The organism is uncultured Brachybacterium sp., assembly GCF_947500705.1.
Classification (GTDB): Bacteria; Actinomycetota; Actinomycetes; order Actinomycetales; family Dermabacteraceae; genus Brachybacterium.
The window spans coordinates 88,830-110,835 of record NZ_CANMSY010000010.1; the positions used below are offsets into that span (position 1 = coordinate 88,830).

Here is a 22,006-nt window from a genome sequence, read left to right on the forward strand (position 1 = left end):
CGGGGCCTGTCGCGCCGCGGTGAAGAAAGGTCAGCGAGCGTAGTACTCGACGACCATCTGGACCTCACAGGTCACGGGGACCTCAGCGCGCTTGGGGCGCGCGACGAGCTGGGCCTTCAGCTCGGGAAGCTCGACCGAGAGGTACGAGGGGGTCTTCGCGAGGACGTCGGAGTTGCCGCCCTCGGCGGCGATCTGGAACGACTCCATCGCCTGCGACTTGGGCTTGACCTGAATGGTCTGGCCCGGGGAGACGCGGTACGAGGGACGGTCCACCAGCTTGCCGTCGACCAGGATGTGGCGGTGCACCACGGCCTGGCGAGCCTGGAGGGTGGTGCGGGCGAAGCCGGAGCGCAGGACGAGCGCGTCCAGGCGCATCTCCAGCAGCTCGACCATGCTCTCACCCGTCAGACCGGGCTCCTTCTTGGCGTCCAGGTAGGCGCGGTGCATCTGCTTCTCGCGGATGCCGTACTGCGCGCGCAGACGCTGCTTCTCCTTGAGTCGCACGGCGTAGTCCGACTCGGTGCGGCGGCGAGCACGGCCGTGCTCGCCCGGGGGGTACGGGCGCTTCTCGAAGTACTTGACAGACTTCGGGGTGAGCGGGAGCCCGAGGGCTCGAGAGAGGCGCGCCTGGCGGCGCGCACGGGTGACGTTGGTCACGAGGTATACCTCTTGTTCGCGTGTGTTGAATCCAGTCATGCAGCCGCGGATTCAGCGTCCCACATTACCGCAGCAACGGCCCGAGGTCCACGACCGACGACGCTGGTCACGCCTTGCTTCCTGTGGAGTGCCTCACGCGGACGCCGGGCTCACGAGCGCAGGATCCGTCGCAGCGCCTCAACCCGGCCCCTCGTGCGCTCCTCGTTCCCGTGACCCTTGGGGTGGTAGTAGTCCACGCCCACCAGGTCATCGGGGGCGTACTGCTGTGCCACCACTCCGTGCGGGGCGTCATGGGCGTACTGGTACTCCACGCCGTGCCCGAGCTTCTTCGCGCCGGAATAGTGCGCGTCGCGCAAATGCGCCGGCACGCCCTGCCCCTTCCCGGCGCGGACATCGGCGATGGCCGCATCCAGTGCCTGATACGACGCATTGGACTTCGGCGCGGTGGCGATATGGACCACGGCCTGGGCCAGCGGGATCCGTCCTTCGGGCATGCCGAGCATCTGCACCGCCTGCATCGCGGCGACGGCGACCTGGAGGGCGCTCGGATCGGCCATGCCGACCTCCTCCCCTGCGGCGATGACCACCCGTCGGGCGATGAAACGGGGGTCCTCCCCCGCCTCGATCATCCGTGCCAGGTAGTGCAGGGCCGCGTCGACGTCACTGCCCCGCATCGACTTGATGAAGGCGCTGGTGACGTCGTAGTGCTGGTCGCCGGCCCGGTCATAGCGCACGGCGGCCCGGTTGACCGCCTGGGCGAGCGTCGCGGCGTCGATCTCCCGGGATTCCTTCATCAGCGCCGCCGCCGCGGCCGCCTCGAGGGAGGTGAGGATCTTCCGGGCGTCACCGCCGCCGAGCCGGAGCAGCGCCTCGCGCGCCTCGTCGGTCAGGGTCACCGAGCCGGCCAGGCCGCGCTCGTCCTCGAGTGCGCGGTCGACGAGCGCGTCGAGATCCTCCCTGCCCAGCGACTCCAGGGTGAGCACGATCGATCGGGACAGCAGCGGCGAGATCACCGAGAAGTAGGGGTTCTCGGTGGTCGCGGCGATCAGCGTGACCCAGCGGTTCTCGACGCTCGGCAGCAGGGCGTCCTGCTGGGATTTGGAGAAGCGGTGCACCTCGTCGACGAAGAGCACCGTCTCGCGGCCGATCGTGCGCAGTCGGGAGCGGGCCTGGTCGACGACCTCGCGGATGTCCTTGACCCCGGCGAGCACGGCGGAGACCTCGACGAACTCGCGATCCCCGGACTGCGCGACGACATAGGCGAGGGTGGTCTTGCCCGTGCCGGGAGGACCCCACAGGATCAGGGAGCTGGGGGCGGTGCGGGAATCGTCGGCCCCGACCAGGCGCCGCAGCGGGCTGCCGGGTTCGAGCGCGCTGCGCTGACCCACGACCTCCTCGAGGGAGCGCGGTCGCATCCGGACCGCCAGCGGAGCGCGGTGGTCGCGGTTGCGATCCGAGAGGGTGCGCGGTGCGGGGGCGTCACCGCTGAGGGAGAAGAGGTCCTCGTCCATCCCTCCAGGGTAGGCCCGGCACCTGAGGCGACGTGCCCAGGAGCGCAGCCTGCGCCCACCCCGCTCGGGTCAGTGCGGTGAACCGATCTCACCCCCTCGACCACCCGGCCCAGACCAGGCCGCGCGGAGATCCGACCCCCCTTGACACCGTCCAGCATCATACGATAATGCACTCATGAAGAGCGTCGACGCTTCGGAACCGTCAGCATCCCGTACGCCTTCTCCTCCGGTCGAGGACCGGCTCGACCTGGTCCTCGAGGGCGGTGGGGTCAAGGGCATCGCGCTGGTCGGAGCCCTCGAGGTGCTCGAGGAACGCGGCTACCGCTTCAACCGCGTCGTCGGCTCATCAGCAGGCGCCATTGCGGGCGCCATGGTGGCTGCCGGTATCCCGAGTGCCACGATGGCGGAGATCATGAGGTCCGTCGAGTACGGAAGATTCCAGGACGGGCGGCGTTGGAACCGGTTCCTGCCGGTGCAGGCGATCGGTGTCCTGGTGAAGAAGGGCATCTATCCCGGCCGCTTCCTCGAAGAATGGCTCGACGAACAGCTGAGGACGCACGGTCCGCGCTACGAGCAGGGAACCTTCTCCGACCTGAGGTACGAGGACCCCGAGAATGCGCGGTCCATCCCGGAGAACGAGAAGTTCCGCCTGGTCGTCACCGCATCGGACCTGTCCAACGGGCGTCTGAAGTTCCTGCCGCGGGACTTCGAGGACTATCACCGCACGCCGGGAGAGCAGAGAATCGTCGACGCCGTTCGCATCTCGATGTCTATACCGTTCTTCTTCCGGCCCGTGAAGTGGACCGAGACGAATGGACGCGGAACGTGGTTGGTCGACGGCGGGATGCTGTCAAACTTCCCGATCACGGAGTTCGACGCCCCGGCGGACCGAACGCCTCGCTGGCCGACTTACGGCATCAAGCTCTCGAGCAGACCGGACACTGCTCTCGGAGTCGCGAACAAGATCACCGGCACGCTGTCGTTCGGTATCGCCATCCTGCGGACGATGATGGGCTTCTATGACGGCATGCACATCGAGTCGGCGGATGCCATCGCCCGCACGATCTTCATCGACACCGGCAAGGTTCGCACGACGCAGTTCGACCTGACGGAAGCGGACCGGGACATGCTGTATCGGAACGGTCGCCACGCCGCGATCACTTTCCTCGACGGTTCCGAGGGCACGCCGGGGTGGAACTTCGACCGATACATCAGCGAGTTCCGGCCCAGGGCGGCCCCAGCCTGATCCTCCGTCGTAGGGCGGAACGGGAAGCATGCCGGCAGGGCCGTCCTCAGCTCCGCAGCGCGCGAGCGATGCGCCCGGGCCACGACGGGCCTTCGTAGATCATCGCGGTGTACCCCTGGACGAGATCTGCCCCGGCGTCGAGGCGATCGCGCACATCCTGAGCGGTGGTCACGCCGCCGCAGCTGATGATCACGGCGTCCTGCGGAAGGGTGGCACGCAGCAGCTGCAGCACCTGCAGCGAACGCTCGGCGAGGATCGGCCCGGAGAGCCCGCCCGCGCCGATCTGCTCGACCTGCGCTCGCGGGGTCACGAGCGAGTCGGGGCGGGCGATGGTGGTGTTGGTCGCGATCACACCGGCCAGCCCCACCTCGGCGGCGAGCCGGGCGACTGCCCGCACGTCCCCGTCATGGAGGTCAGGGGCGATCTTCACCAGGACCGGCACCTCCCGACGCAGCCGGGTCCGCGCGGCTGCGGCCTCCTCAGCGACTGCTTCGAGGATCGGGCGGAGCATCTCGACGCTCTGCAGATCCCGAAGCCCGGGGGTGTTCGGGCTGGAGACGTTGATGGCGAGATAGCTGGCATAGGGGGCGAGCAGGCGGGCGGAGAAGCGGTAGTCCTCGGCGGCATCCTCGAGGGCGGTCACCTTGGACTTGCCGATGTTCACGCCGATCGCGGCGCGCTGACCACGTTCGGTGCGGCGCGCTCTGGCCAGGCGGCGGGCCAGGGCCTGAGCTCCGTGGTTGTTGAACCCCATGCGGTTGATCAGGGCCCGGTCCTCCATCAGCCGGAACGAGCGCGGCCGAGGGTTGCCGGGCTGCGCCTTGGCGGTGACGGTGCCCACCTCGACATGGCCGAAGCCGAGATCCAGCAGGGCCAGCGGCACCTCGCCGTCCTTGTCGAAGCCAGCGGCCAGTCCCAGCGGGCTGCGGTGCTCGGCACCGAGGATCATGCGGCTGGGTCCGGTATCCCGCAGCGGGTCTGCGCCGCCGAACAGCGTGCGCAGCAGCTGCGGGCCGCCCGGAAGGCGATGTGCACCGGCGAGGGCCCGCACCGTCAACCGATGCGCGTGTTCCGGATCGAGCCGGCTCAGCGCGCAGCGGAAGAGCACGTCATAGAGCCCACGTCGAGGGGCGTCATCAGGGGTCACGGGGAATACCGTACGCGGTCCTGGGAGCAGATCTCAGCGCGCAGGTCCCGAGCGACGTGCTCGCGACATGTAGAGCAGAGCGACCACGGGCAGCAGCAGGGGCACGAAGCCGTAGTCCCTGCCGTAGACGCCCCAGACCGTCCCGTCCGGGAACAGCGCCGGATCGAGCAAGGTGAGGGAGCCGACGATGAGCACTCCCACCAGCTCGGCGACGCACAGCGTCCTCGCCACCGGCGAGCCGCGGCCTCGACGGACCAGCGCGATGGTCACCGCGATGTAGGTCACGGCGGCGAGCAGCGAGAGGCTGTACGCGACGGGGGCGAAGGAGAAGTCGCGCAGCACCTGGACCAGGCTGCGCGCGGTCGCCGAGAGCGCGAAGATGCCGTAGACCGCGATCAGGACGATCTCGAAGCCGCGCCCGGTGCGCTCAGGACGCTCCGGGTTCGATGGGCGTGGGTTCGACGCGCGCGAACTTCCGGTGCTCGTCACGTCCTTCCTGTCCTTCGCGCTCTTCGCACTCATGCGAATCCTCCTGGCCAGATCTGCTCCAGCCGCATCAGCAGCACCACCGAGACCGCCGCGCAGATGGCGATGACGAGACTCCCCCAGCGGCTGCGTTCGAACAGTCCCACCCAACCGCCGCCGACGGTCATCAGCAGCGCCGTGGCGAGGTAGCCGTACAGGGTCACCCGCTCCGGAGGATTCCCGCCGGCGAGGTCCTTCAGCCCCAGGGCGACTCCCAGCACGGCCCAGGCAGCGGCTGCCAGGGCACAGGCTCCCAGCAGCACCAGATCGGCGTTCAGGTCGCGCGCCGCGTAGTACATCCCGAGCAGGGCGGTCAGCCCGCCCAGCCCCACGACCACGATGCTCAGCACCGTCATCTGCTCCTCCGCCCTCCTCCGTGGGACGCCGACACCGTGTCCGGCCCGCCCCTACGATAGAGCCATGCCCACCATCGACATCACCGATACATCACTGCGCGACGTCGCTGCCGACGTCCTCATCCTTCCTCTCCTCGCGGGCGCTGACGGCGCCCCCGCCACCGTGCCCGGTGCACCGGAGATCTCCGAGGTCATCGCGGGTCTCGACGCCTCGTCCGCCCGGGGCGATCTCCACCGGATCCCCTCCTATGGACTGGCCTCCGCCACCTCGCTGCTGCTCGTCGGCGTCGGTGACGAGGATCTCGCAGCAGTCGAGGAGGAGGACCTCCGGATCGCCTTCGGCGCGGCCACCCGTTCGCTCGCCGGCGTCGAGCACGCCGCCCTCGCGGTGCCCACCGCGACCACGGAGCAGCGCGCCGCCGCCCTCGAGGGTGCCGCGCTCGGCGCCTACACCTTCATCACGTACAAGACCGGCACCGGTGCCGGCGCACCGAAGGCCGCCCTCGCGGCGCTCACCCTGGTCGCCGAGGAGGACGCCGACGCCGCCCAGGCCGCGGTCGACCGTTCCGGCGTGCTCGCCGAGATCGTCGGCATCGTGCGCGACCTCGTCAACACGCCCCCGAACCTGCTCTACCCCGCCGAGTTCGCCCGCCGCGCCGAGGAGCTCGTCGCCGATCTGCCGATCACGGTGACCGTCCTGGACGAGAAGCAGCTCGCCGAGGGCGGCTACGGCGGCATCGTGGGCGTCGGCCAGGGCTCGACCCGCCCGCCCCGCCTGGTGCGCCTGGAGTACGCCCCCGCGGGCGCCACCAGCTCGGTGGCCCTGGTGGGCAAGGGGATCACCTTCGACACCGGCGGCATCTCGCTCAAGCCCGCCGCCGGCATGGAGGACATGACCTCCGACATGACCGGCGCTGCCACCGTGCTCGCTGCAGCCGTCGGGGCGGCGCGCCTCGGCCTCGAGATCAAGGTCACCACCTACCTCGCACTGGCCGAGAACATGCCCGGCGGCGGGGCCCAGCGCCCCGGCGACGTGGTCACCATGCGCAACGGGAAGACCGTCGAGGTCCTCAACACCGATGCCGAGGGGCGGATGGTGATGGCCGACGCCCTGGTCGACGCCGTCGCCGAGGGGCCGGACCTCGTGGTCGATGTCGCCACTCTCACCGGCGCGGCCGTCGTGGCGCTCGGCAAGCGCACCGCCGGTGTGATGGGCACGGCCGAGGGCCGCGACCTCGTGATGGCGGCCTCGGAGGCGACCGGTGAGCCGTTCTGGCCGTTGCCCTTCCCTCGCGAGCTGCGTGCGGATCTGAACGGCCGCGTCGCCGATCTCCGCAATATCGGGGACCGACCCGGCGGTGCGCTCTCGGCGGGCATCTTCCTGGCCGAGTTCGTGGGCGAGACCCCGTGGGCCCACCTGGATATCGCCGGGCCGGGCTACGCCTCCTCGCCTCAGGGCTATACGGGCAAGGGCGCCACCGGGATGAGCACCCGCACCGTGCTGCAGCTCCTCGCGGACGTCGCTTCCCGTCCCGCGGCGTGATGCGCACCGCACCTCAGCACTGAGAGATCGCGCGAAGCAGTCGGTCCGGCGCCGCCTGGTGGCCTAGCATGGGACACGCAGGCGGCGCCGTCGGCCATACAGGTCCCGACGGGTCGCGGAGTGACGTATACACCGAGGAGCACACAGGTGGCGGAGACAACCACTGACCAGTTCGACGTCGTGATCCTGGGCGGTGGCAGCGGCGGCTATGCGGCCGCGCTGCGCGGAGCCCAGCTCGGCCAGAAGATCGCGCTCGTGGAGAAGGACAAGCTCGGTGGCACCTGCCTGCACCGCGGCTGTGTCCCGACCAAGGCGATGCTGCACGTCGGCGAACTCGCCGACGCCCCGTCCGAGGCGGCCGCCGCCGGCGTCGACCTGACCCTGAACGGCATCGACGCCACCAAGGTGATCGGCTTCAAGGACAAGATCATCGGCCGCCTCTACAAGGGCCTCCAGGGCCTGGTGAAGTCGCGAAAGGTCGAGTACGTCGAGGGCTTCGGCACGCTCACGGGCCCGAACACCGTCTCGGTCGAGACCGAGTCCGGCACCCGCACCCTGACCGGCAAGAACATCATCCTGGCCTCCGGCTCGTACTCGAAGACCCTTCCGGGCATCGACCTCGGCGGCCGCTTCCTCGACTCCGAGGCCGCGCTGCAGCTGCCCGAGATCCCCAAGAACCCCATCATCCTGGGCGGCGGCGTGATCGGGGTCGAGTTCGCCTCGATCTGGAAGTCGCTCGGCGCGGGGTCCGTGACCATTATCGAAGGCCTCCCCCACCTGGTCGCCAACGAGGACGAGGCGCTGTCCAAGGCCCTCGAGCGCGCGTACAAGAAGCGCGGAATCAAGTTCTCGCTGGGCATCTTCACCGAGAAGGCCGAGCAGACCGAGTCCGGGGTGAAGGTCACCCTCGCCGACGGCAAGGTCTTCGAGGGCGACTACCTGCTGGTCGCCGTGGGCCGTGGCCCGAACACCTCAGGGCTCGGCTACGAGGAGCAGGGCATCGAGATGGATCGCGGCTTCGTGCTCGCGAACAAGGAGACCCTCGAGACCAACGTCCCCGGCGTCTACGCCGTGGGCGACATCGTCCCCGGCCTGCAGCTCGCGCACCGCGGCTTTGCCCACGGCATCTTCGTGGCCGAACGGATCGGTGGCCTGAACCCGGCGCCGATCGTCGAGTCCGGCATCGAGCGGATCACCTACTGCGAGCCCGAGGTCGGTTCAGTGGGCCTGTCCGAGAAGCAGGCCAAGGAGCAGCTGGGTGAGGACGCCGTCGAGGCCTACGAGTACAACCTCGGTGGCAACGGCAAGTCCCAGATCCTCGGCACCACCGGCTTCATCAAGCTCGTCCGCGAGAAGGATGGGCCCATCATCGGTGTCCACATGATCGGCTCGCGCACCTCCGAGCTGATGGGCGAGGCGCTGCTGATCGTCAACTGGGAGGCCTACCCCGAGGATGTCGCCTCCCTCGTCCACGGCCACCCCTCGCAGCACGAGGCCCTGGGCGAGGCCGCGCTCGCCCTCGCCGGCAAGCCGCTGCACGCCCACGCCTGACTCTTCCAGGAGGAGAAACCCCCATGTCTGAAACCGTGAAGATGCCGGCTCTCGGCGAATCCGTCACCGAAGGCACCGTCACCCGCTGGCTCAAGGCCGTGGGCGACACCGTCGAGGTCGACGAGCCGCTGCTGGAGGTCTCGACCGACAAGGTCGACACCGAGATCCCCTCGCCCGTCGCGGGCACCATCGAGAAGATCCTGGTCGAGGAGGACGAGGACGCCGAGGTCGGCGCCGATCTCGTCGTCATCGGCGATGGTTCCGGCTCCGAGGGTGCCGGGTCGGATGATTCCGGTGCTGAGGCCGCCTCCGAGGACGAGGCCCCCGCCGAGGACGAGGAAGCTCCCGCCGAGGGCGAGGATCTCGCCTCCGACGAGACCGTCGCCCCGTCCACCGATGAGGAGGCTCCGGCCGGCGAGTCCGAGAAGCCTGCCGAGGCCTCCGGCGATGCCGATTCCGGCACCTCCGGCGGCGCCGCCTCCGGGGAGGAGGTGACGATGCCCGCGCTCGGCGAGTCCGTCACCGAGGGCACCGTCACCCGCTGGCTCAAGGAGGTCGGCGACACCGTCGAGGTCGACGAGCCGCTGCTGGAGGTCTCGACCGACAAGGTCGACACCGAGATCCCCTCCCCCGTCGCGGGCACCCTGCTCGAGATCAAGGTCCAGGAGGACGAGGACGCCGAGGTCGGCGCCGTGCTGGCCGTGGTCGGCTCGGGGGATGCGGCCTCCGCCCCCGCAGAGGAGCCCTCTGCCCCGGCCCCGAAGGCCGAGGAGGAGAAGCCCGAGGCGCCGAAGGCCGAGGAGAAGCCTGCCGAGGCCCCCAAGGCTGAGGCACCGAAGGCAGATGCTCCCAAGGCTGAGGCACCGAAGGCCGAGGCACCGAAGGCAGATGCTCCTGCCGCTGCCGCTCCGAAGGCCTCCGATGCCGTCTCCGGTGCGGAGTCCTCCGGCTATGTCACCCCGCTGGTCCGGAAGATGGCGGCCGAGGCCGGCGTCGACCTGTCCAGCGTCAAGGGCTCCGGCCTGGGTGGGCGCATCCGCAAGCAGGACGTCCAGCAGGCGATCGACGCGCAGAAGGCCGCCGCCTCGGCACCTGCTGCCGCCGCAGCGCCCGCAGCCTCCCCGGCAGCTCCCAAGGTCGAGGTCTCCTCGAAGCGTGGCACCGAGGAGAAGATGCCGCGCATCCGCAAGGTCATCGGCCAGCGGATGACGGAGTCGCTGCATGGGATGGCTCAGCTGACCACCGCGGTCGAGGTCGATCTGACCCGCGTCGCGAAGCTGCGCGCCCGGGCCAAGGAGGACTTCGCCGCCCGTGAGGGTGCGAAGCTCACCTTCCTCCCGTTCCTGATGCTGGCAGCCGTGGAGGGTCTGAAGACCTACCCGCAGCTGAACTCCACCATCGATGGCGACAAGATCATCTACCACGGCTCCGAGAACATCGGTATGGCGGCGGACACCGAGCGTGGTCTCGTGGTTCCCGTGATCCGGAACGCCGGCGATCTGAACCTGGCGGGCCTGGCTCGTCAGATCGGGGATCTGGGTGGCCGCGCCAAGGGCAACAAGCTGGTTCCTGATGATCTCGCCGGCGCCACCTTCACCATCACCAACACCGGCTCCGGCGGTGCGCTGTGGGATACCCCCATCGTCCCCGCGCCGCAGGTGGGCATCCTGGGCACCGGCACCATCACCAAGCGTGCCGCGGTCGTGCAGAACGCCGAGGGCGATGACACCATCGCCATCCGGTCGATGATGTACCTGTTCCTCTCCTACGACCACCGCATGGTCGATGGCGGCGACGCCGCCCGCTTCCTCACCTTCATGAAGAAGCGGCTCGAAGAGGGCGCCTTCGAGGCGGAGCTCGGAGTGTGAGCCAGTGAGCTACCGAACCACCTCGGCGTGACGTGCCCCGTGCGCTGAGCGACGACGAAGGGCCCCGGCATCGGCGACACCGATGTCGGGGCCCTTCGCTGTCGGGAGCCGATCAGCTCGCCCCGGCACCCTCCCCCTTCTCTCCTGCAGGCTCTGCCTGCTCGGCTGTCACGATCAGCCAGCGCCCGCCCTCCCACTGGAGGGTGAGGCGGACTTCTCTCGGCGCGGTGGCCGGGACGACGGTGAGCTGCCCGGCCTGGTCGACCAGCTCATGTTCGGCAGTCGAGGTCACCGCGCGCAGCACCGCCGTGCCGCGGGCGTCCGGTCCCTCGAGCAGCTCCGCCTCATGGATCACCGGCCCACCGCCGCGCACTTGATGGTCCCGGTAGGCGAGGCGGGTCTCCTCGTCGGCGGTGAACGCCTCGCCGCCCGGTACGGCCGCTGAGTGCTCGGACACTCCGGTGACGTAGGCGTGCCGGGCTCCCGCGACGTCCGCGACCAGCGCCCAGGGATCCTCGATCCGGGGCACCTCGGTGGAGGGTGCAGAGGTGGGGACCAGCGGCTGTGCATCTCCGGGTGCCTGAGCGGGCCGTTCGCTGGCCCACCAGGCACCGACTGCCGCAGTGGACCCCAGCAGCAGGACCACGAGAGCACTTCCCACGGCGACTCGTCTCAGCGGAGGCTGGCTCAGCACCTGCCGGATCGCCGAGAGGCCGCGGCTCCCTGCCCCCGTCCACCGGCCGGTCGGTCCCAGCACGCCGGCCGGCGCCGACAGACCGGCGGAGGGCAGGGCGGGGTGTCCGAGCGCGTCCTCGGCTGCCCGTCCTTTCTCCTTCCGTCGCCGGATCCTGCGGGGTGACGGCAGCGCGGACCCTGCGAGCACTCCCGCGGGATGGCCCTCTGCACGGTCCACCCCCTCCGGCACCTGCCCTTGCTCGACGGGCGCCCTCTGCTCATGCATCTCGAGAGCAGGTATGGGATCGAGCAGGGAGCTCTCCCGCAAGGGCCAGGAGGGAGCCACCAGATCGATGCGTCGGCGCAGGGTCCGCTCCTGGTCCTCGAGCACCGAATCGACCCAGCGGCGATCTCTTTGACGGGCGGGGAGTGACTCTCCACGCTGCAGCCCGCCCAGGTCGAGCGCCACCACGCTCCCGTCACTGCGGACGCCGAGTCCCTGCCCCGGCGCCGCTCCCAGCACCCAGCCCCGCTCATGGAGCGCTTCGACCAGATCATCGAGATCGTGCCGAGCCCGGGCGAGGGCGAGACGCTCTGCAGTGGGTGGGGTGCAGTCTTCGGCGGCCCGTCGACCGGACCGACGCTGCAGGGGCGGCGCGGACTCCCGCAGATATCCGTCGTCCTCGATCTCGAGCACGCTGGGTGCCGCCGTGATCCCTGCGACCTCGAGCGCCGCCAGCAGCTGGAGCTCCTCGCGGATTCGCCGCCGGGCGTCAGCGTCCAGACCCGTGACCTCGACCCGGAGTTCCTGCCCGTCAGCTCCACGGCGCGTCTCCTGCCGCCCCGATCCTGCCCGAACCGTTCCTCCGCCCGTACCGGACGAGCCGGGCCCGCGGCGGAAGCTCTCCTCGTCGATCTGATCCATGACAGCAGTGAACCGCATCACAGCGAGGTCCCCGTGATTCATCCACAACGCGCAGGTGGGAGGCGGAGTAATCTGTGTCAATGCTCGACGTCATCCGCCTCGGCTTCAGCGAACCGCTCCCCGATGGGGACTGTCATGAGGAGTTCGGACTGCCCCCGGGCCCGGTCGAGTACCGCGCCGCCTGGGCACTTCAGCGCGAGCTGCATGCCGAGGTGGTCTCCGGCCGGCGGCCCGACACCCTGCTGCTCCTCGAGCATCAGGCGGTGTATACCGCGGGCAAGCTCACCGAGGACCACGAGCGCCCCCGCGACGGTGCCGAGGTGGTGGACATCGACCGCGGAGGGAAGCTCACCTGGCACGGGCCCCAGCAGCTCGTCGGCTACCCGCTGGTGAAGCTGCCGATCCCGATTGATGTGGTGGGTTTCGTGCGTGATCTCGAGCGGACCCTGATCGAGGTCTGCACCGCCGTCGGCGTGGCGACCGTCCCGGTCGAGGGCCGCAGCGGCGTCTGGGTCGCGCCGGAGGGCGAGGAGGCACGCAAGGTGTGCGCGATCGGAATGCGGGTCTCGAAGCGGGCCACCATGCACGGATTCGCTCTGAACTGCGCGAATGATCTCTCCTGGGCCGAGAACGTGATCCCCTGCGGGATCGATGACGCCGGGGTCACCAGTCTCAGCCGCGAGGCCGGCCGCCGGATCGCGGTCGCCGACGTGGTGGAGACCGCCGCGACAGCGATGATCGAGCTCGTGGCACACCGCACGTCGCCCCGCATGGGCTGAGTGCACCGGGACTCGGCCGGGTCGATAGACTCCAGGGAACGTCGAGATGAGGAGGCATCAGGGTGACATTCGCCCCCGAAGGCCGACGCATGCTGCGCGTCGAGGCGCGTAACGCCGAGGTCCCGATCGAGCGCAAGCCCGAATGGATCAAGACCCGGGCCGTGATGGGCCCGGAGTACACCGCGATGAAGAAGCGCGTGCATGGTCAGGGCCTGCATACGGTCTGCGAGGAAGCCGGCTGTCCGAACATCTTCGAGTGCTGGGAGGACCGCGAGGCGACCTTCCTCATCGGCGGTGACACCTGCACGCGGCGCTGCGACTTCTGCAACATCGCGACCGGCAAGCCGATGGCCGTCGATCCGATGGAGCCCTTCAAGGTGGCCCAGTCCGTCAAAGAGATGGGTCTGCGCTACTCGACCATCACCGGCGTGGCCCGCGATGACCTCGAGGACGGTGCAGCCGGTCTGTTCGCCCGCACCTGCGAGCAGATCCATGCGATGAACCCGGGCACCGGGGTCGAGCTTCTCATCGATGACATCAAGGGCAACGGCCAGCACCTGCAGCAGGTCTTCGAGGCCGAACCCGAGGTGTTCGCGCACAACCTCGAGACGGTCCCGCGCATCTTCAAGCAGATCCGTCCTGCCTTCCGCTACGAGCGCTCCCTCGAGGTGATCTCGATGGGGAAGGACGCCGGGATGATCACCAAGTCCAACCTCATCCTCGGGATGGGTGAGACGGACGAGGAGATCCTCGAGTCGCTCCAGCGCCTTCACGATGCCGGCTGCGACATCATCACGATCACGCAGTACATGCGCCCCTCGAAGCTGCACCATCCGATCGACCGCTGGGTCAAGCCCCAGCAGTTCGTCGAGCTGTCCCAGGCCGCTGAGGAGATGGGCTTCCTCGCGGTGATGGCCGGGCCGATGGTCCGCTCCTCCTACCGCGCCGGCAAGCTCTGGGCGCAGTCGATGCGGAAGCTCGGCCGCGAGATCCCGGAGAACCTCCGCCACCTCGATTCGAACCAGCCCGCCCGTCAGGAAGCTGCGAGCGTCGTCGCCCGCAGCCAGCAGGCCGCCGCGAGCTGACGCCCGCCCGGCCCCGAGAGGACCCACCACACATGGCTCGCACGACCGAGACCAAGCCCGAGAAGGGCTCGAAGAAGAAGCAGAAGCTCAACGCCGACGGCTCCAAGAAGCAGGGCCGGATCAAGCAGATCATCGAGGTGTACAAGTACACCCAGGAGACTGATCGCACCACTCTGCCGTGGATGCTCGCCGCGCTCATCGGTGCGATCGCGCTGGGTGTCCTGGTGAGCTGGCTGGTGCTGAACAGCCCCTGGTACGGCATCTTCATGGGCCTGGCGATCGGTGTGCTGGCCGCGATGATGATCCTGGCCCGCAAGGCCGAGCGCGCAGCCTTCGGCCGCATCAAGGGGCAGCCGGGTGCGGCGCTCGCAGCGATGCAGTCCATCCGTCGCGGCTGGAACGTCGACGAGGAGCCGGTCCAGATCGACCCCCGCAGCCAGAAGATGCTGTTCCGCGCCTCGGGCCGGGCCGGCATCGCGGTGGTCGCCGAGGATTCCACCGCGACCTCGATGAAGCTGCTGGAGAAGGAGCGTCGCAGCATCCGGCGCGTGCTCCAGCACGACAACGTGCCGGTCCATCAGATCGTGGTCGGCGACGGCGACGGCGAGGTGCCGCTGCACAAGCTGCCCAGCCACATGCAGCGGATGAAGAAGCAGCTCACCAAGAATGAGGCCGCTCAGGTCACGAAGCGGCTGAATGCTCTGCGTCGCTCGCTGCGGCAGTCGATCCCCAAGGGCGTCGACCCCATGCGTGCCCGCCCGAACCGCAAGGCGATGAAGGGCCGCTGAGCCCCACTCCCCTGCTGCGGAGCCCTCGTCTGGACGTTCAGACGGGGGCTTCGTCGTCCCCTGCCGACCACGATCTCGCCGTGATCATTCCGTGACCTCCGAGACCTTTTCGTGACATTCTCTATCGTCGCAGGTCAGGGCCGTGAAAGAAGGTGACGGCCGGGAGAAGGATGAGCGCGTGGCACCAGTGGATCCGGCGCCGCGAGGATCGGATCCGGCGGCTCAGACGGTGATGACAGCAGTGCCCGCGGCCACGTCGTGGAGCGGCTGTGCGTCCTTGTTCCAGACCACCGTCGGAAGCAGCAGCAGGATCATCCCCGTGCGGATCAGGGACCTCAGCAGCATCGGGCTGCGCCCGCGGACGGGCCGCACTCGCAGCTTCAGCACGAACTGCCCCATGGTCGCCCCGAAAAGCGTCAGGAACAGCACGTTCATCGCCACGAAGAGCACCAGGTTCGCCAGCGCATCACCGTCGAACACGAGCGCCGAGGCCAGCATGCACAGCCCCCAGTCGATCACCACCGAGAGCGGTCGGCGCCAGAACGGCGCCACGGAACCGGGTCCTTCAGCGGGCAGCCCGATGGAGGAGCCCTTGACGTAGCCGGTCTCGTGGGGGGCGCCCTCCAGCCAGGCGCCGAGGTCCTTGCGTTCGATCACGAGCACGACCATAGTGCGCCGGTCTGGGAAGAGCAGTTCCGGGAGTGCTGCGCGCCACAGCATTAGGATTGGGCTCACCCGAGCTCAGGTCCCTCCTGGACCGCCGGAGCTCATCAGGTGAGGCCCATCGGGGTCAGACAGCACAACACGCGCCCAGGGCGCGGATGGAGGGCATGTGTTCAACAATCCCAGCGAGGTCGTGAAGTACATCGAAGAAGAGGGTGTCGAGTTCATCGATATCCGGTTCTGCGATCTTCCCGGCATCATGCAGCACTTCAACATCCCCGCGAGCACCTTCGACGAGGAGGCCATCGCGACCGGCCAGCTCTTCGACGGCTCCTCGATCCGGGGGTTCCAGGCGATCCACGAGTCGGACATGAAGCTCGTCCCGGACCTGGAGACCGCGTACCTGGATCCGTTCCGTGAGCGCAAGACCCTCATCATGAACTTCTCGATCGTGGACCCGTTCACGGATGAGCCGTACTCCCGGGACCCGCGCACCGTGGCGACGAAGGCCGAGGAGTACCTGAAGTCGACCGGCATCGCCGACACCGCGCTGTTCGCCGCGGAGGCCGAGTTCTACATCTTCGACGATGTGCGCTTCAAGACCACGGTGAACTCGGGCTTCTACAGCATCGACTCCGATGAGGCGGTCTGGAACACCGACCGCGACGAGTCCGAGTTCGGCGGCAATCAGGGCTACAAGACGCGCCTGAAGGGCGGCTACTTCCCGGTCCCGCCGAACGACCAGATGGCGGATCTGCGCGATGAGATCTGCGCCGTGCTGGAGGAGACCGGCCTGCAGGTCGAGCGCGCCCACCACGAGGTCGGCACCGCGGGTCAGCAGGAGATCAACTACCGTTTCAACACCCTGCTGCAGGCTGCTGACGACGTCATGAAGTTCAAGTACGTCGTCAAGAACTGCGTGTGGGACGCGGGCAAGACGGCGACCTTCATGCCCAAGCCCCTGTTCGGTGACAACGGCTCCGGGATGCACACCCACCAGTCCCTGTGGAAGGACGGCGAGCCGCTGTTCTACGACGAGCGCGGCTATGGCGGGCTCTCCGACATCGCGCGGTGGTACATCGGCGGGATCATCGAGCACTCCCCCTCGCTGACGGCATTCACCAATCCCACGGTGAACTCCTTCAAGCGCCTGGTGCCCGGCTTCGAGGCGCCGGTGAACATGGTCTACTCGGCCCGCAACCGCTCGGCCGCGATCCGCATCCCGGTCACCGGCGCCTCCGCGAAGGCCAAGCGCGTCGAGTTCCGCGCACCGGACCCCTCGGCCAACCCGTACCTGGCCTTCGCCGCGCAGCTGATGGCCGGCATCGACGGCATCCGCAACCGCATCGAGCCGCCCGAGCCGATCGACAAGGATCTGTACGAGCTGCCCCCCGAGGAGCACAAGCAGATCAAGCAGCTGCCCGAGTCCCTCGGCGCCGCACTGGACGCCCTCGAGCTCGACCACGACTACCTCACCGAGGGTGACGTCTTCCCGGCCGACCTCATCTCGACCTGGATCGAGCTCAAGCGCACCACGGAGATCGATCCGTTCCGCTACCGCCCGCACCCACACGAGTTCGAGCTGTACTACGACATCTGAGTTTCAGCCCCTCTGAGAAGGGCCCCCGATCCGCGCCACCGCAGATCGGGGGCCCTTCTCGTGCGCCGACGGGGTCGCCGGGGTGACCCTTCGCTTCGCTGGGGTCCACCAGCGTGGGTCAGGGCAGGTGATCCATCGCCTCGCAGGGGCTGGAGCCGGGCTGGGCGCGGTGGATCTCCATGGCCAGGCGGCCGACGAGGGCGATCAGATCGCCGGACTCGGAGCCATCGAGCCCCGCCAGCAGCTCGGCCTCGGCCGCGGAGACGCGCTCCTCATAGCGGGCCAGCACGGCACGCCCCTTGTCGGTGGGCACGATCTTCCGCGCCCTGCGGTCCGACGGAGCCGCAACACGTTCGACGACTCCGGCATCGACCAGATCGTCGAGCAGATAGGTGAGAACAGTCCGGTCGATGACCAGATGCGTGCCGAGCGCCTGCTGATTGGGCGGGTCTCGGTGCACGACGGTCGAGAGCACCTGGAAGCCGCGCACACCGGAGGGCATCCCCTCGACGGCATCTTCGAGGAGCGTCTGATAGCCGCGCAGCACCATACCCAGATGCCATCCCAGCTCGCCGGGCGGTGCGCCGTTCTCGCGAGTCCTGGCCCCGGCCTCGGCCTTGATGACAGTGTTCTCCATACCTCCATCGTATCCGGCGACGCTCGGTTGCCAAGATGATCTTGGATCAATATCATCTGTAATGCAACATATAGTGTGAGCACGCCATGGCGAAGGTCGCCGTCTTCGGCACCGAGATCTTCCACGGCTCCCACACCGCGGATGAGCTCCGCGCCCTGCTCGGTGCCGCTGCCCAGCTCACGCTCGCCTGAGCACTACCCCCTCGGTCGGCCGCAGAACGTTGGCCGACACCCGCTACCGACACCTGGAGAGACCATGGAGATCGGCGCCTACAGCTTCGGCGACACCCCCTTCAACAGCAACAACCAGCAGACCGATACCGCCACCGCGACCCGCAATCTGCACGAGGCGATCCTGCACGCCGATGCCGTGGGCCTGGACTACTTCGGGGTCGGCGAGCACCACACGATGAGCATGCCCGCCTCCTCCCCCGGCACAGTGATCGCCGCTGCTGCGGCGGCGACCTCGCAGATCATCCTCGGCAGCGCGGCGAGCATCATCGGCACCGATGACCCGGTCCGCGTCTTCCAGCAGTTCGCGATCGCCGACGCGATCTCCGGCGGCGGGCGGATCGAGATCACCGCCGGCCGCGGCTCCTCCGTGGAGACTTTCCCCCTGTTCGGTCATGACCTCAACGACTACGACGAGCTCTACGCCAACAAGCTCGACCTCCTGATGGCCCTCAACAACAGCCCCGACGGGATCGTCACCTGGAAGGGTGGGCGACGGCCGGACATCCCGGGACTCGCGGTCGTGCCGCGACCCATCTCCGGGAAGCTGCCGATCTGGCTCGCCACCGGCGGGAACCCCGGCTCTTCAGCCCGCGCCGGCCAGCTCGGGCTGCCGATCTCCTACGGCATCATCGGCGGCGCTCCCCAGCGCTTCGCCCCGCTGGCGGAGCTGTACCGTCGTTCCGCCGCGACGGCGGGCCATACGGGAGACGACATCAAGGTGTCCGTCGCTGCGCTCGGGCTCGTCGCACCCACCAAGGAGGAGGCCCTCGAGCGGATGTACCAGGGCTGGTACAACCTGAATGTGGAGATGGGCCGGCTGCGCGGCTGGCCCGAGCCCGACCGGGATGCGTACCTGGTCCAGGCAGAGGCACCCGGCGCCTATTGCGTCGGTGATCCGGATGAGGTCGCCGAGCGGATCGTGCACCTGCACGGATTCATGGGCCACACCCGCCACTTCCTGCAGATGGACATCGGCGGACTCCCTCAGGAGCACTTCCTGGAGTCGCTGACCCTGCTGGCCACCGAGGTGAAGCCGCGCGTGGAGCGGCTCCTCGCGCGGCAGCGGTGAGTCCTGCGGAGACGGCGGATCTGCGAGGGCTTCTCCGAGCTCGCTGCGCCGTGCACCTGCCCTCCTGGACCCGACTGGCTTCAAAGGCCCGGATGAGGTGAAATAGGGGCATGAGCAGTATCGAGATCACCGTCATCGACCGCGAAGGCGTCGAAACACCCGGCGTGGAATGGGAGGACGACGAGTCCCTCATGGAGTGCCTGGTCCGCAACAGCTTCCCGATCCTCGCGATCTGTGGTGGTAACGCCTCCTGTTCCACCTGCCATTCCTTCCTCGACCAGGTCTCCTTCGAGACCGCGGGCGAGATCGATGAGGACGAAGCCGATGTGCTGGATTCCCTCACCGAGTCGGAGCGCGAACCCACCTCCCGCCTGACCTGCCAGATCCCCTGGGACATGGACCTCGCGGGCGCCGTGGTACGGATCGGCCCCTTCTGATCGTCACAGCGCATTCGCGAATGTCGCGGAGGGGTCTGGCGTGTTCCGAGGACCGTCGGCTCAGAGCGAGGGCAGCGCCCAACTGATCAGCACGATGGACACCGCCGTCCCGAACAGCGTGTTCAGGGGGTAAAGAAGGAACTGAGCCGCTCGCACCAGAAGCACCTGGGACTCGGTGGCCTCGAGCTCGGTGATGATCAGCGCATCGGCGACGACCATGGTCACCGAGACGCCCAGGAACGTCAGGGTGCCGCTCGACCAGAAGAGGCGGAATCCCTGGTGCCGGAGGGGCTCGCGAGAGAGTCGGATCAGTCGTCGGTCCACGAGCGCGGTACGTGACGCTCAGAAGACACGGCCAGTGCCGTACGGGTGCGGAGGTTGAGCTTGTGCAGGACGTGCGCGACGTGATTCTCCACCGTTCGCTCCGAAAGCACCAGCCGTCGGGCGATGGCGGCGTTGGTCAGACCCTCGGTGACGAGGGCGGCCACCTCCCGTTCGCGTGGGGTGAGCCGGGGGTCGCCGTCCAGATCTGCCGACAAGGCCTCAGGCCTGATCTGGACGGGCGACGCACCAAGACGACGCGCAAGGCCTGCGGCGGCCGCCGCATGCTCACTCCGCCCCCTGGTGCCTGGTCGGAACGTGCGGGCCAGTGTGAAATGGGTGAGAGCCGCATACGGAAGTGCCCCCAACTCGGCGCAGGCCGTGAGCGCGGCGTGCAGGTGGGGGCGCGCGTCCTCGGGTCGGTCGAGGGTGAGCGCCAGCCGACCGAGGGAGAGGGAGACGGGGCCATGATACGGAGCGTGGGCCATCGCGATGGCGTGCCGATCCGCATAGGGCAAGAGCTGGACGTAGAGGTCGGCTGCGACCTCGGCGTCGGCGAGGACATCGCACATCTCGGCCGCGCCGACGGCCCCCATGAGCAGCTCGAGTGCGTCATCGGGCATACGTGAGATGTTCCCCCGCACGCTCTGCCACACCTGTCGGGACTCCTCGAGCTTCCCTGCGGCATGCCAGGCCCTGGCCAGCCACAACCGGGCGAGGTGGGGCAGATCGTCGATGGCCCGGGCCACCTCGCTCGCCACGCGGCTTGCGTCCCGACCGGTCCACGCTGCGAGTTCGGCTGTGTAGACGAGGTGGAAGAAGTCGGCGGTGCTCGAGGGGCCCCCGATGCGCCGGGCCTCGTCGACGAGCGGTCCGACCTCGTCGAACGCACCGACCAGAAGCTTTGCCGAGGCGAGCGTGAGGACGGGCCACGAGCGCCACTCCTGTCCGAGGGAGTCGACCAGTGCCCGGGCGGCGGCCCGGTCGGCAGCGAGCTCGATCGGACGGCCCAGCTCCGCGGAGGCATCCATCCGCCACCGGTGGCCCCACGCCGCGTACTCCGTGTTTCCTGTGGCGATGCCGAGGCCCACGGCGCGGCCTGAGATGTCGAGGCGCTCCTGGACGTGGACGGGGTTCTGCAGGTCGACCATTCGAGCCTGCAGGCCGAGGAATGCCGACTCCGGGTCGGCCATGTCAGCGGGGTCGGCCTCCGTTGCGGGAGCCTAGTGGGCATCGCGCGTGGCGGCCACCTGAGCCGTGAGGCGGGCGCGGCGCGGGTCCCTCGCCGGTGTTCTCGCCAGAGCCTCCCGTGCGAGGGCATGGATGCTCGCACGCAGCGGCGAGCCTGCGGGCCGGCGGACGACGAGTGCGGCATCGCTCAGGGCGCTGACGTCGCCGTCTGCCCGGGCGAGCTCGGCGACTCGCGCGACGGCTTCCCATGCCCCGGCGATATCGCCCGCCGCGTGGCGACTGCGGGCGACGTCGAACAGGGCGTCGATGCCCTCGTCGCTCCCCACGTCATCGGCAGGTTTCATCACCGAACGATACTCGTGGGACCACCTGAGTGGTCGCACGGATGTGCACCCGGTCGAGGTACTCCTAGTGTCGAGGGATGAGCACCCAGATCACTGCATCAGAACCCCGGACCTCCTTTCTCACCCGCGCCTTGCTGGCGGGAGATCTCACGCTCGCCGCGGGCGTCCTGGGCGCGGTCGCGGGGGTCGCTCTCGCGGTGTGGCCGCGCGAGGTGGCTCCCGATCAGTTCAGTTATCCCCTGGGGACGGCGTCCTTTGTCGCCTTCCAGCTCTTCTTCGCCGTGCACCACCTCGGCCTGCTGGTCGGGATCCTCGCGCTCGGGTCGCTGAACAGGATGGTCGCCACCCGCGCCACCCGCGCCGGTATCGGCCTCGCCGCTGCCGGGATGGTCGCTCTCATCGCCATGGAGGCCGCCGTCGCGTTCCTCGGCCTCGGTATCACCGCGACCTCGGAACGAGGCCAGGTGCTCGGCGCGCTCTACGGGGTCGCCTCGCTGATGATCGGAGTCGGTCTCATCGTGGCCGGTGTCGGCCTGGCTCGCCAACGGGTCTTCGACGGGATCTGGCGTTATCTGCCCCTCGCGCTCGGAGTCTGGGTCTTCGTCCCCATGGTGCCCGCCCTCTTCGCGCCGATGGTCTGGGGCCGCCTGGCCATCGTCAGGTGGATGGTGCTCTTCGCCGTCCTCGGGATGCAGCTCCGCCGGACCGATCAGTCGGCGCTCCGACCATGACGCGGCAGGCGTGGGTCGCGGTGTCGGTCGGCGCGCTCGTCGGCCTCACCTGGGCTGCCGGGCTGCGCGCATGGATGGCTCAGCTGAGCGGCGACGAGTCGGCCGTCAGCGGGCTCACCCTCGT

Annotated in this window: 22 protein-coding genes; 11 read left to right on the top strand and 11 right to left on the bottom strand. The window is 68.8% G+C overall.

The window, feature by feature from the left end:
* Nucleotides 1-30: 30 nt before the first annotated feature.
* Nucleotides 31-657, bottom strand: a complete 627-nt coding sequence (gene rpsD, locus Q0937_RS15130; RefSeq protein WP_299305334.1) for a 30S ribosomal protein S4 — start codon at nt 655-657, stop codon at nt 31-33.
* Nucleotides 658-806: 149 nt separating this feature from the next.
* Nucleotides 807-2,168, bottom strand: a complete 1,362-nt coding sequence (locus Q0937_RS15135; protein ID WP_299305336.1) for a replication-associated recombination protein A — start codon at nt 2,166-2,168, stop codon at nt 807-809.
* A 175-nt stretch (nt 2,169-2,343) separates the two neighbouring features.
* On the opposite strand from Q0937_RS15135, the gene Q0937_RS15140 reads away from it, so the two are divergent.
* Nucleotides 2,344-3,414 (top strand): patatin-like phospholipase family protein, encoded by a 1,071-nt coding sequence (locus tag Q0937_RS15140; RefSeq protein WP_299305338.1) that lies wholly within the window; start codon nt 2,344-2,346, stop codon nt 3,412-3,414.
* A 46-nt stretch (nt 3,415-3,460) separates the two neighbouring features.
* Here the strand turns inward: Q0937_RS15140 and Q0937_RS15145 are convergent, their stop codons facing one another.
* From Q0937_RS15145 to Q0937_RS15155, 3 genes are read right to left on the bottom strand one after another with little or no spacing between them, the layout of a single operon-like run.
* On the bottom strand, nt 3,461-4,561 hold the full coding sequence (locus Q0937_RS15145) for a quinone-dependent dihydroorotate dehydrogenase (RefSeq protein ID WP_299305340.1): 1,101 nt from the start codon (nt 4,559-4,561) through the stop codon (nt 3,461-3,463).
* Nucleotides 4,562-4,594: 33 nt separating this feature from the next.
* Nucleotides 4,595-5,083, bottom strand: a complete 489-nt coding sequence (locus tag Q0937_RS15150) for a hypothetical protein (protein WP_299305343.1) — start codon at nt 5,081-5,083, stop codon at nt 4,595-4,597.
* Nucleotides 5,080-5,442: a hypothetical protein gene (locus Q0937_RS15155; protein WP_299305346.1), complete on the bottom strand. Its 363-nt coding sequence runs from the start codon at nt 5,440-5,442 to the stop codon at nt 5,080-5,082. The genes Q0937_RS15150 and Q0937_RS15155 overlap by 4 nt, the downstream gene beginning before the upstream one ends.
* A gap of 64 nt (nt 5,443-5,506) precedes the next feature.
* On the opposite strand from Q0937_RS15155, the gene Q0937_RS15160 reads away from it, so the two are divergent.
* The 3 genes from Q0937_RS15160 to sucB all read left to right on the top strand — a co-directional run bounded on the left by Q0937_RS15160 (nt 5,507) and on the right by sucB (nt 10,404).
* Nucleotides 5,507-6,985 (top strand): leucyl aminopeptidase, encoded by a 1,479-nt coding sequence (locus Q0937_RS15160; RefSeq protein WP_299305349.1) that lies wholly within the window; start codon nt 5,507-5,509, stop codon nt 6,983-6,985.
* A gap of 147 nt (nt 6,986-7,132) precedes the next feature.
* Entirely contained in the window at nt 7,133-8,536 is a 1,404-nt protein-coding gene (gene lpdA / locus Q0937_RS15165) for a dihydrolipoyl dehydrogenase (protein ID WP_299305352.1), read from the top strand.
* 23 nt (nt 8,537-8,559) lie between these two features.
* On the top strand, nt 8,560-10,404 hold the full coding sequence (sucB, locus tag Q0937_RS15170; RefSeq protein ID WP_299305355.1) for a 2-oxoglutarate dehydrogenase, E2 component, dihydrolipoamide succinyltransferase: 1,845 nt from the start codon (nt 8,560-8,562) through the stop codon (nt 10,402-10,404).
* Between the two features lie 112 nt (nt 10,405-10,516).
* Here the strand turns inward: sucB and Q0937_RS15175 are convergent, their stop codons facing one another.
* Complete coding sequence (locus tag Q0937_RS15175) at nt 10,517-12,004, bottom strand: hypothetical protein (protein ID WP_299305358.1); 1,488 nt, start codon at nt 12,002-12,004, stop codon at nt 10,517-10,519.
* An 80-nt stretch (nt 12,005-12,084) separates the two neighbouring features.
* On the opposite strand from Q0937_RS15175, the gene lipB reads away from it, so the two are divergent.
* The 3 genes from lipB to Q0937_RS15190 all read left to right on the top strand — a co-directional run bounded on the left by lipB (nt 12,085) and on the right by Q0937_RS15190 (nt 14,656).
* Nucleotides 12,085-12,783, top strand: a complete 699-nt coding sequence (gene lipB / locus Q0937_RS15180) for a lipoyl(octanoyl) transferase LipB (RefSeq protein ID WP_299305360.1) — start codon at nt 12,085-12,087, stop codon at nt 12,781-12,783.
* Nucleotides 12,784-12,845: 62 nt separating this feature from the next.
* Nucleotides 12,846-13,868, top strand: a complete 1,023-nt coding sequence (gene lipA / locus Q0937_RS15185) for a lipoyl synthase (RefSeq protein WP_299305363.1) — start codon at nt 12,846-12,848, stop codon at nt 13,866-13,868.
* Nucleotides 13,869-13,900: 32 nt separating this feature from the next.
* The gene (locus tag Q0937_RS15190) at nt 13,901-14,656 is read left to right on the top strand and encodes a DUF4191 domain-containing protein (protein ID WP_299305366.1); all 756 of its coding nucleotides are present in this window, start codon (nt 13,901-13,903) and stop codon (nt 14,654-14,656) included.
* A 222-nt stretch (nt 14,657-14,878) separates the two neighbouring features.
* On the opposite strand, the gene Q0937_RS15195 is transcribed toward Q0937_RS15190, so the two are convergent.
* Nucleotides 14,879-15,313, bottom strand: coding sequence for an RDD family protein (locus tag Q0937_RS15195; protein WP_299305369.1), 435 nt, complete (start codon nt 15,311-15,313; stop codon nt 14,879-14,881).
* Between the two features lie 175 nt (nt 15,314-15,488).
* Here Q0937_RS15195 and glnA point away from each other — a divergent pair, with 175 nt between their 5' ends.
* On the top strand, nt 15,489-16,919 hold the full coding sequence (gene glnA, locus Q0937_RS15200) for a type I glutamate--ammonia ligase (protein WP_299305372.1): 1,431 nt from the start codon (nt 15,489-15,491) through the stop codon (nt 16,917-16,919).
* A gap of 118 nt (nt 16,920-17,037) precedes the next feature.
* On the opposite strand, the gene Q0937_RS15205 is transcribed toward glnA, so the two are convergent.
* Nucleotides 17,038-17,556, bottom strand: coding sequence for a MarR family winged helix-turn-helix transcriptional regulator (locus tag Q0937_RS15205; protein ID WP_299305374.1), 519 nt, complete (start codon nt 17,554-17,556; stop codon nt 17,038-17,040).
* A 255-nt stretch (nt 17,557-17,811) separates the two neighbouring features.
* Here Q0937_RS15205 and Q0937_RS15210 point away from each other — a divergent pair, with 255 nt between their 5' ends.
* Together Q0937_RS15210 and Q0937_RS15215 are read left to right on the top strand one after the other, a co-directional pair.
* A complete protein-coding gene (locus tag Q0937_RS15210; RefSeq protein WP_299305376.1) occupies nt 17,812-18,858 on the top strand; it encodes an LLM class flavin-dependent oxidoreductase in 1,047 nt (348 codons plus the stop codon).
* A gap of 110 nt (nt 18,859-18,968) precedes the next feature.
* Nucleotides 18,969-19,295 carry a 2Fe-2S iron-sulfur cluster-binding protein gene (locus Q0937_RS15215; protein WP_299305377.1) on the top strand — a complete coding sequence of 109 codons (327 nt, stop codon included), beginning with the start codon at nt 18,969-18,971 and terminating at the stop codon, nt 19,293-19,295.
* 60 nt (nt 19,296-19,355) lie between these two features.
* Here the strand turns inward: Q0937_RS15215 and Q0937_RS15220 are convergent, their stop codons facing one another.
* The 3 genes from Q0937_RS15220 to Q0937_RS15230 are packed head-to-tail and all read right to left on the bottom strand — an operon-like array spanning nt 19,356 to nt 21,151.
* Complete coding sequence (locus Q0937_RS15220) at nt 19,356-19,619, bottom strand: hypothetical protein (protein WP_299305380.1); 264 nt, start codon at nt 19,617-19,619, stop codon at nt 19,356-19,358.
* A complete protein-coding gene (locus Q0937_RS15225; RefSeq protein ID WP_299305383.1) occupies nt 19,604-20,809 on the bottom strand; it encodes a LuxR C-terminal-related transcriptional regulator in 1,206 nt (401 codons plus the stop codon). The genes Q0937_RS15220 and Q0937_RS15225 overlap by 16 nt, the downstream gene beginning before the upstream one ends.
* A 30-nt stretch (nt 20,810-20,839) precedes the next feature.
* Nucleotides 20,840-21,151, bottom strand: a complete 312-nt coding sequence (locus Q0937_RS15230; protein WP_299305386.1) for a hypothetical protein — start codon at nt 21,149-21,151, stop codon at nt 20,840-20,842.
* 77 nt (nt 21,152-21,228) lie between these two features.
* Between Q0937_RS15230 and Q0937_RS15235 the strand changes: the two genes are divergently transcribed.
* On the top strand, nt 21,229-21,882 hold the full coding sequence (locus tag Q0937_RS15235) for a hypothetical protein (protein ID WP_299305388.1): 654 nt from the start codon (nt 21,229-21,231) through the stop codon (nt 21,880-21,882).
* The last annotated feature ends 124 nt before the right edge of the window (nt 21,883-22,006 follow it).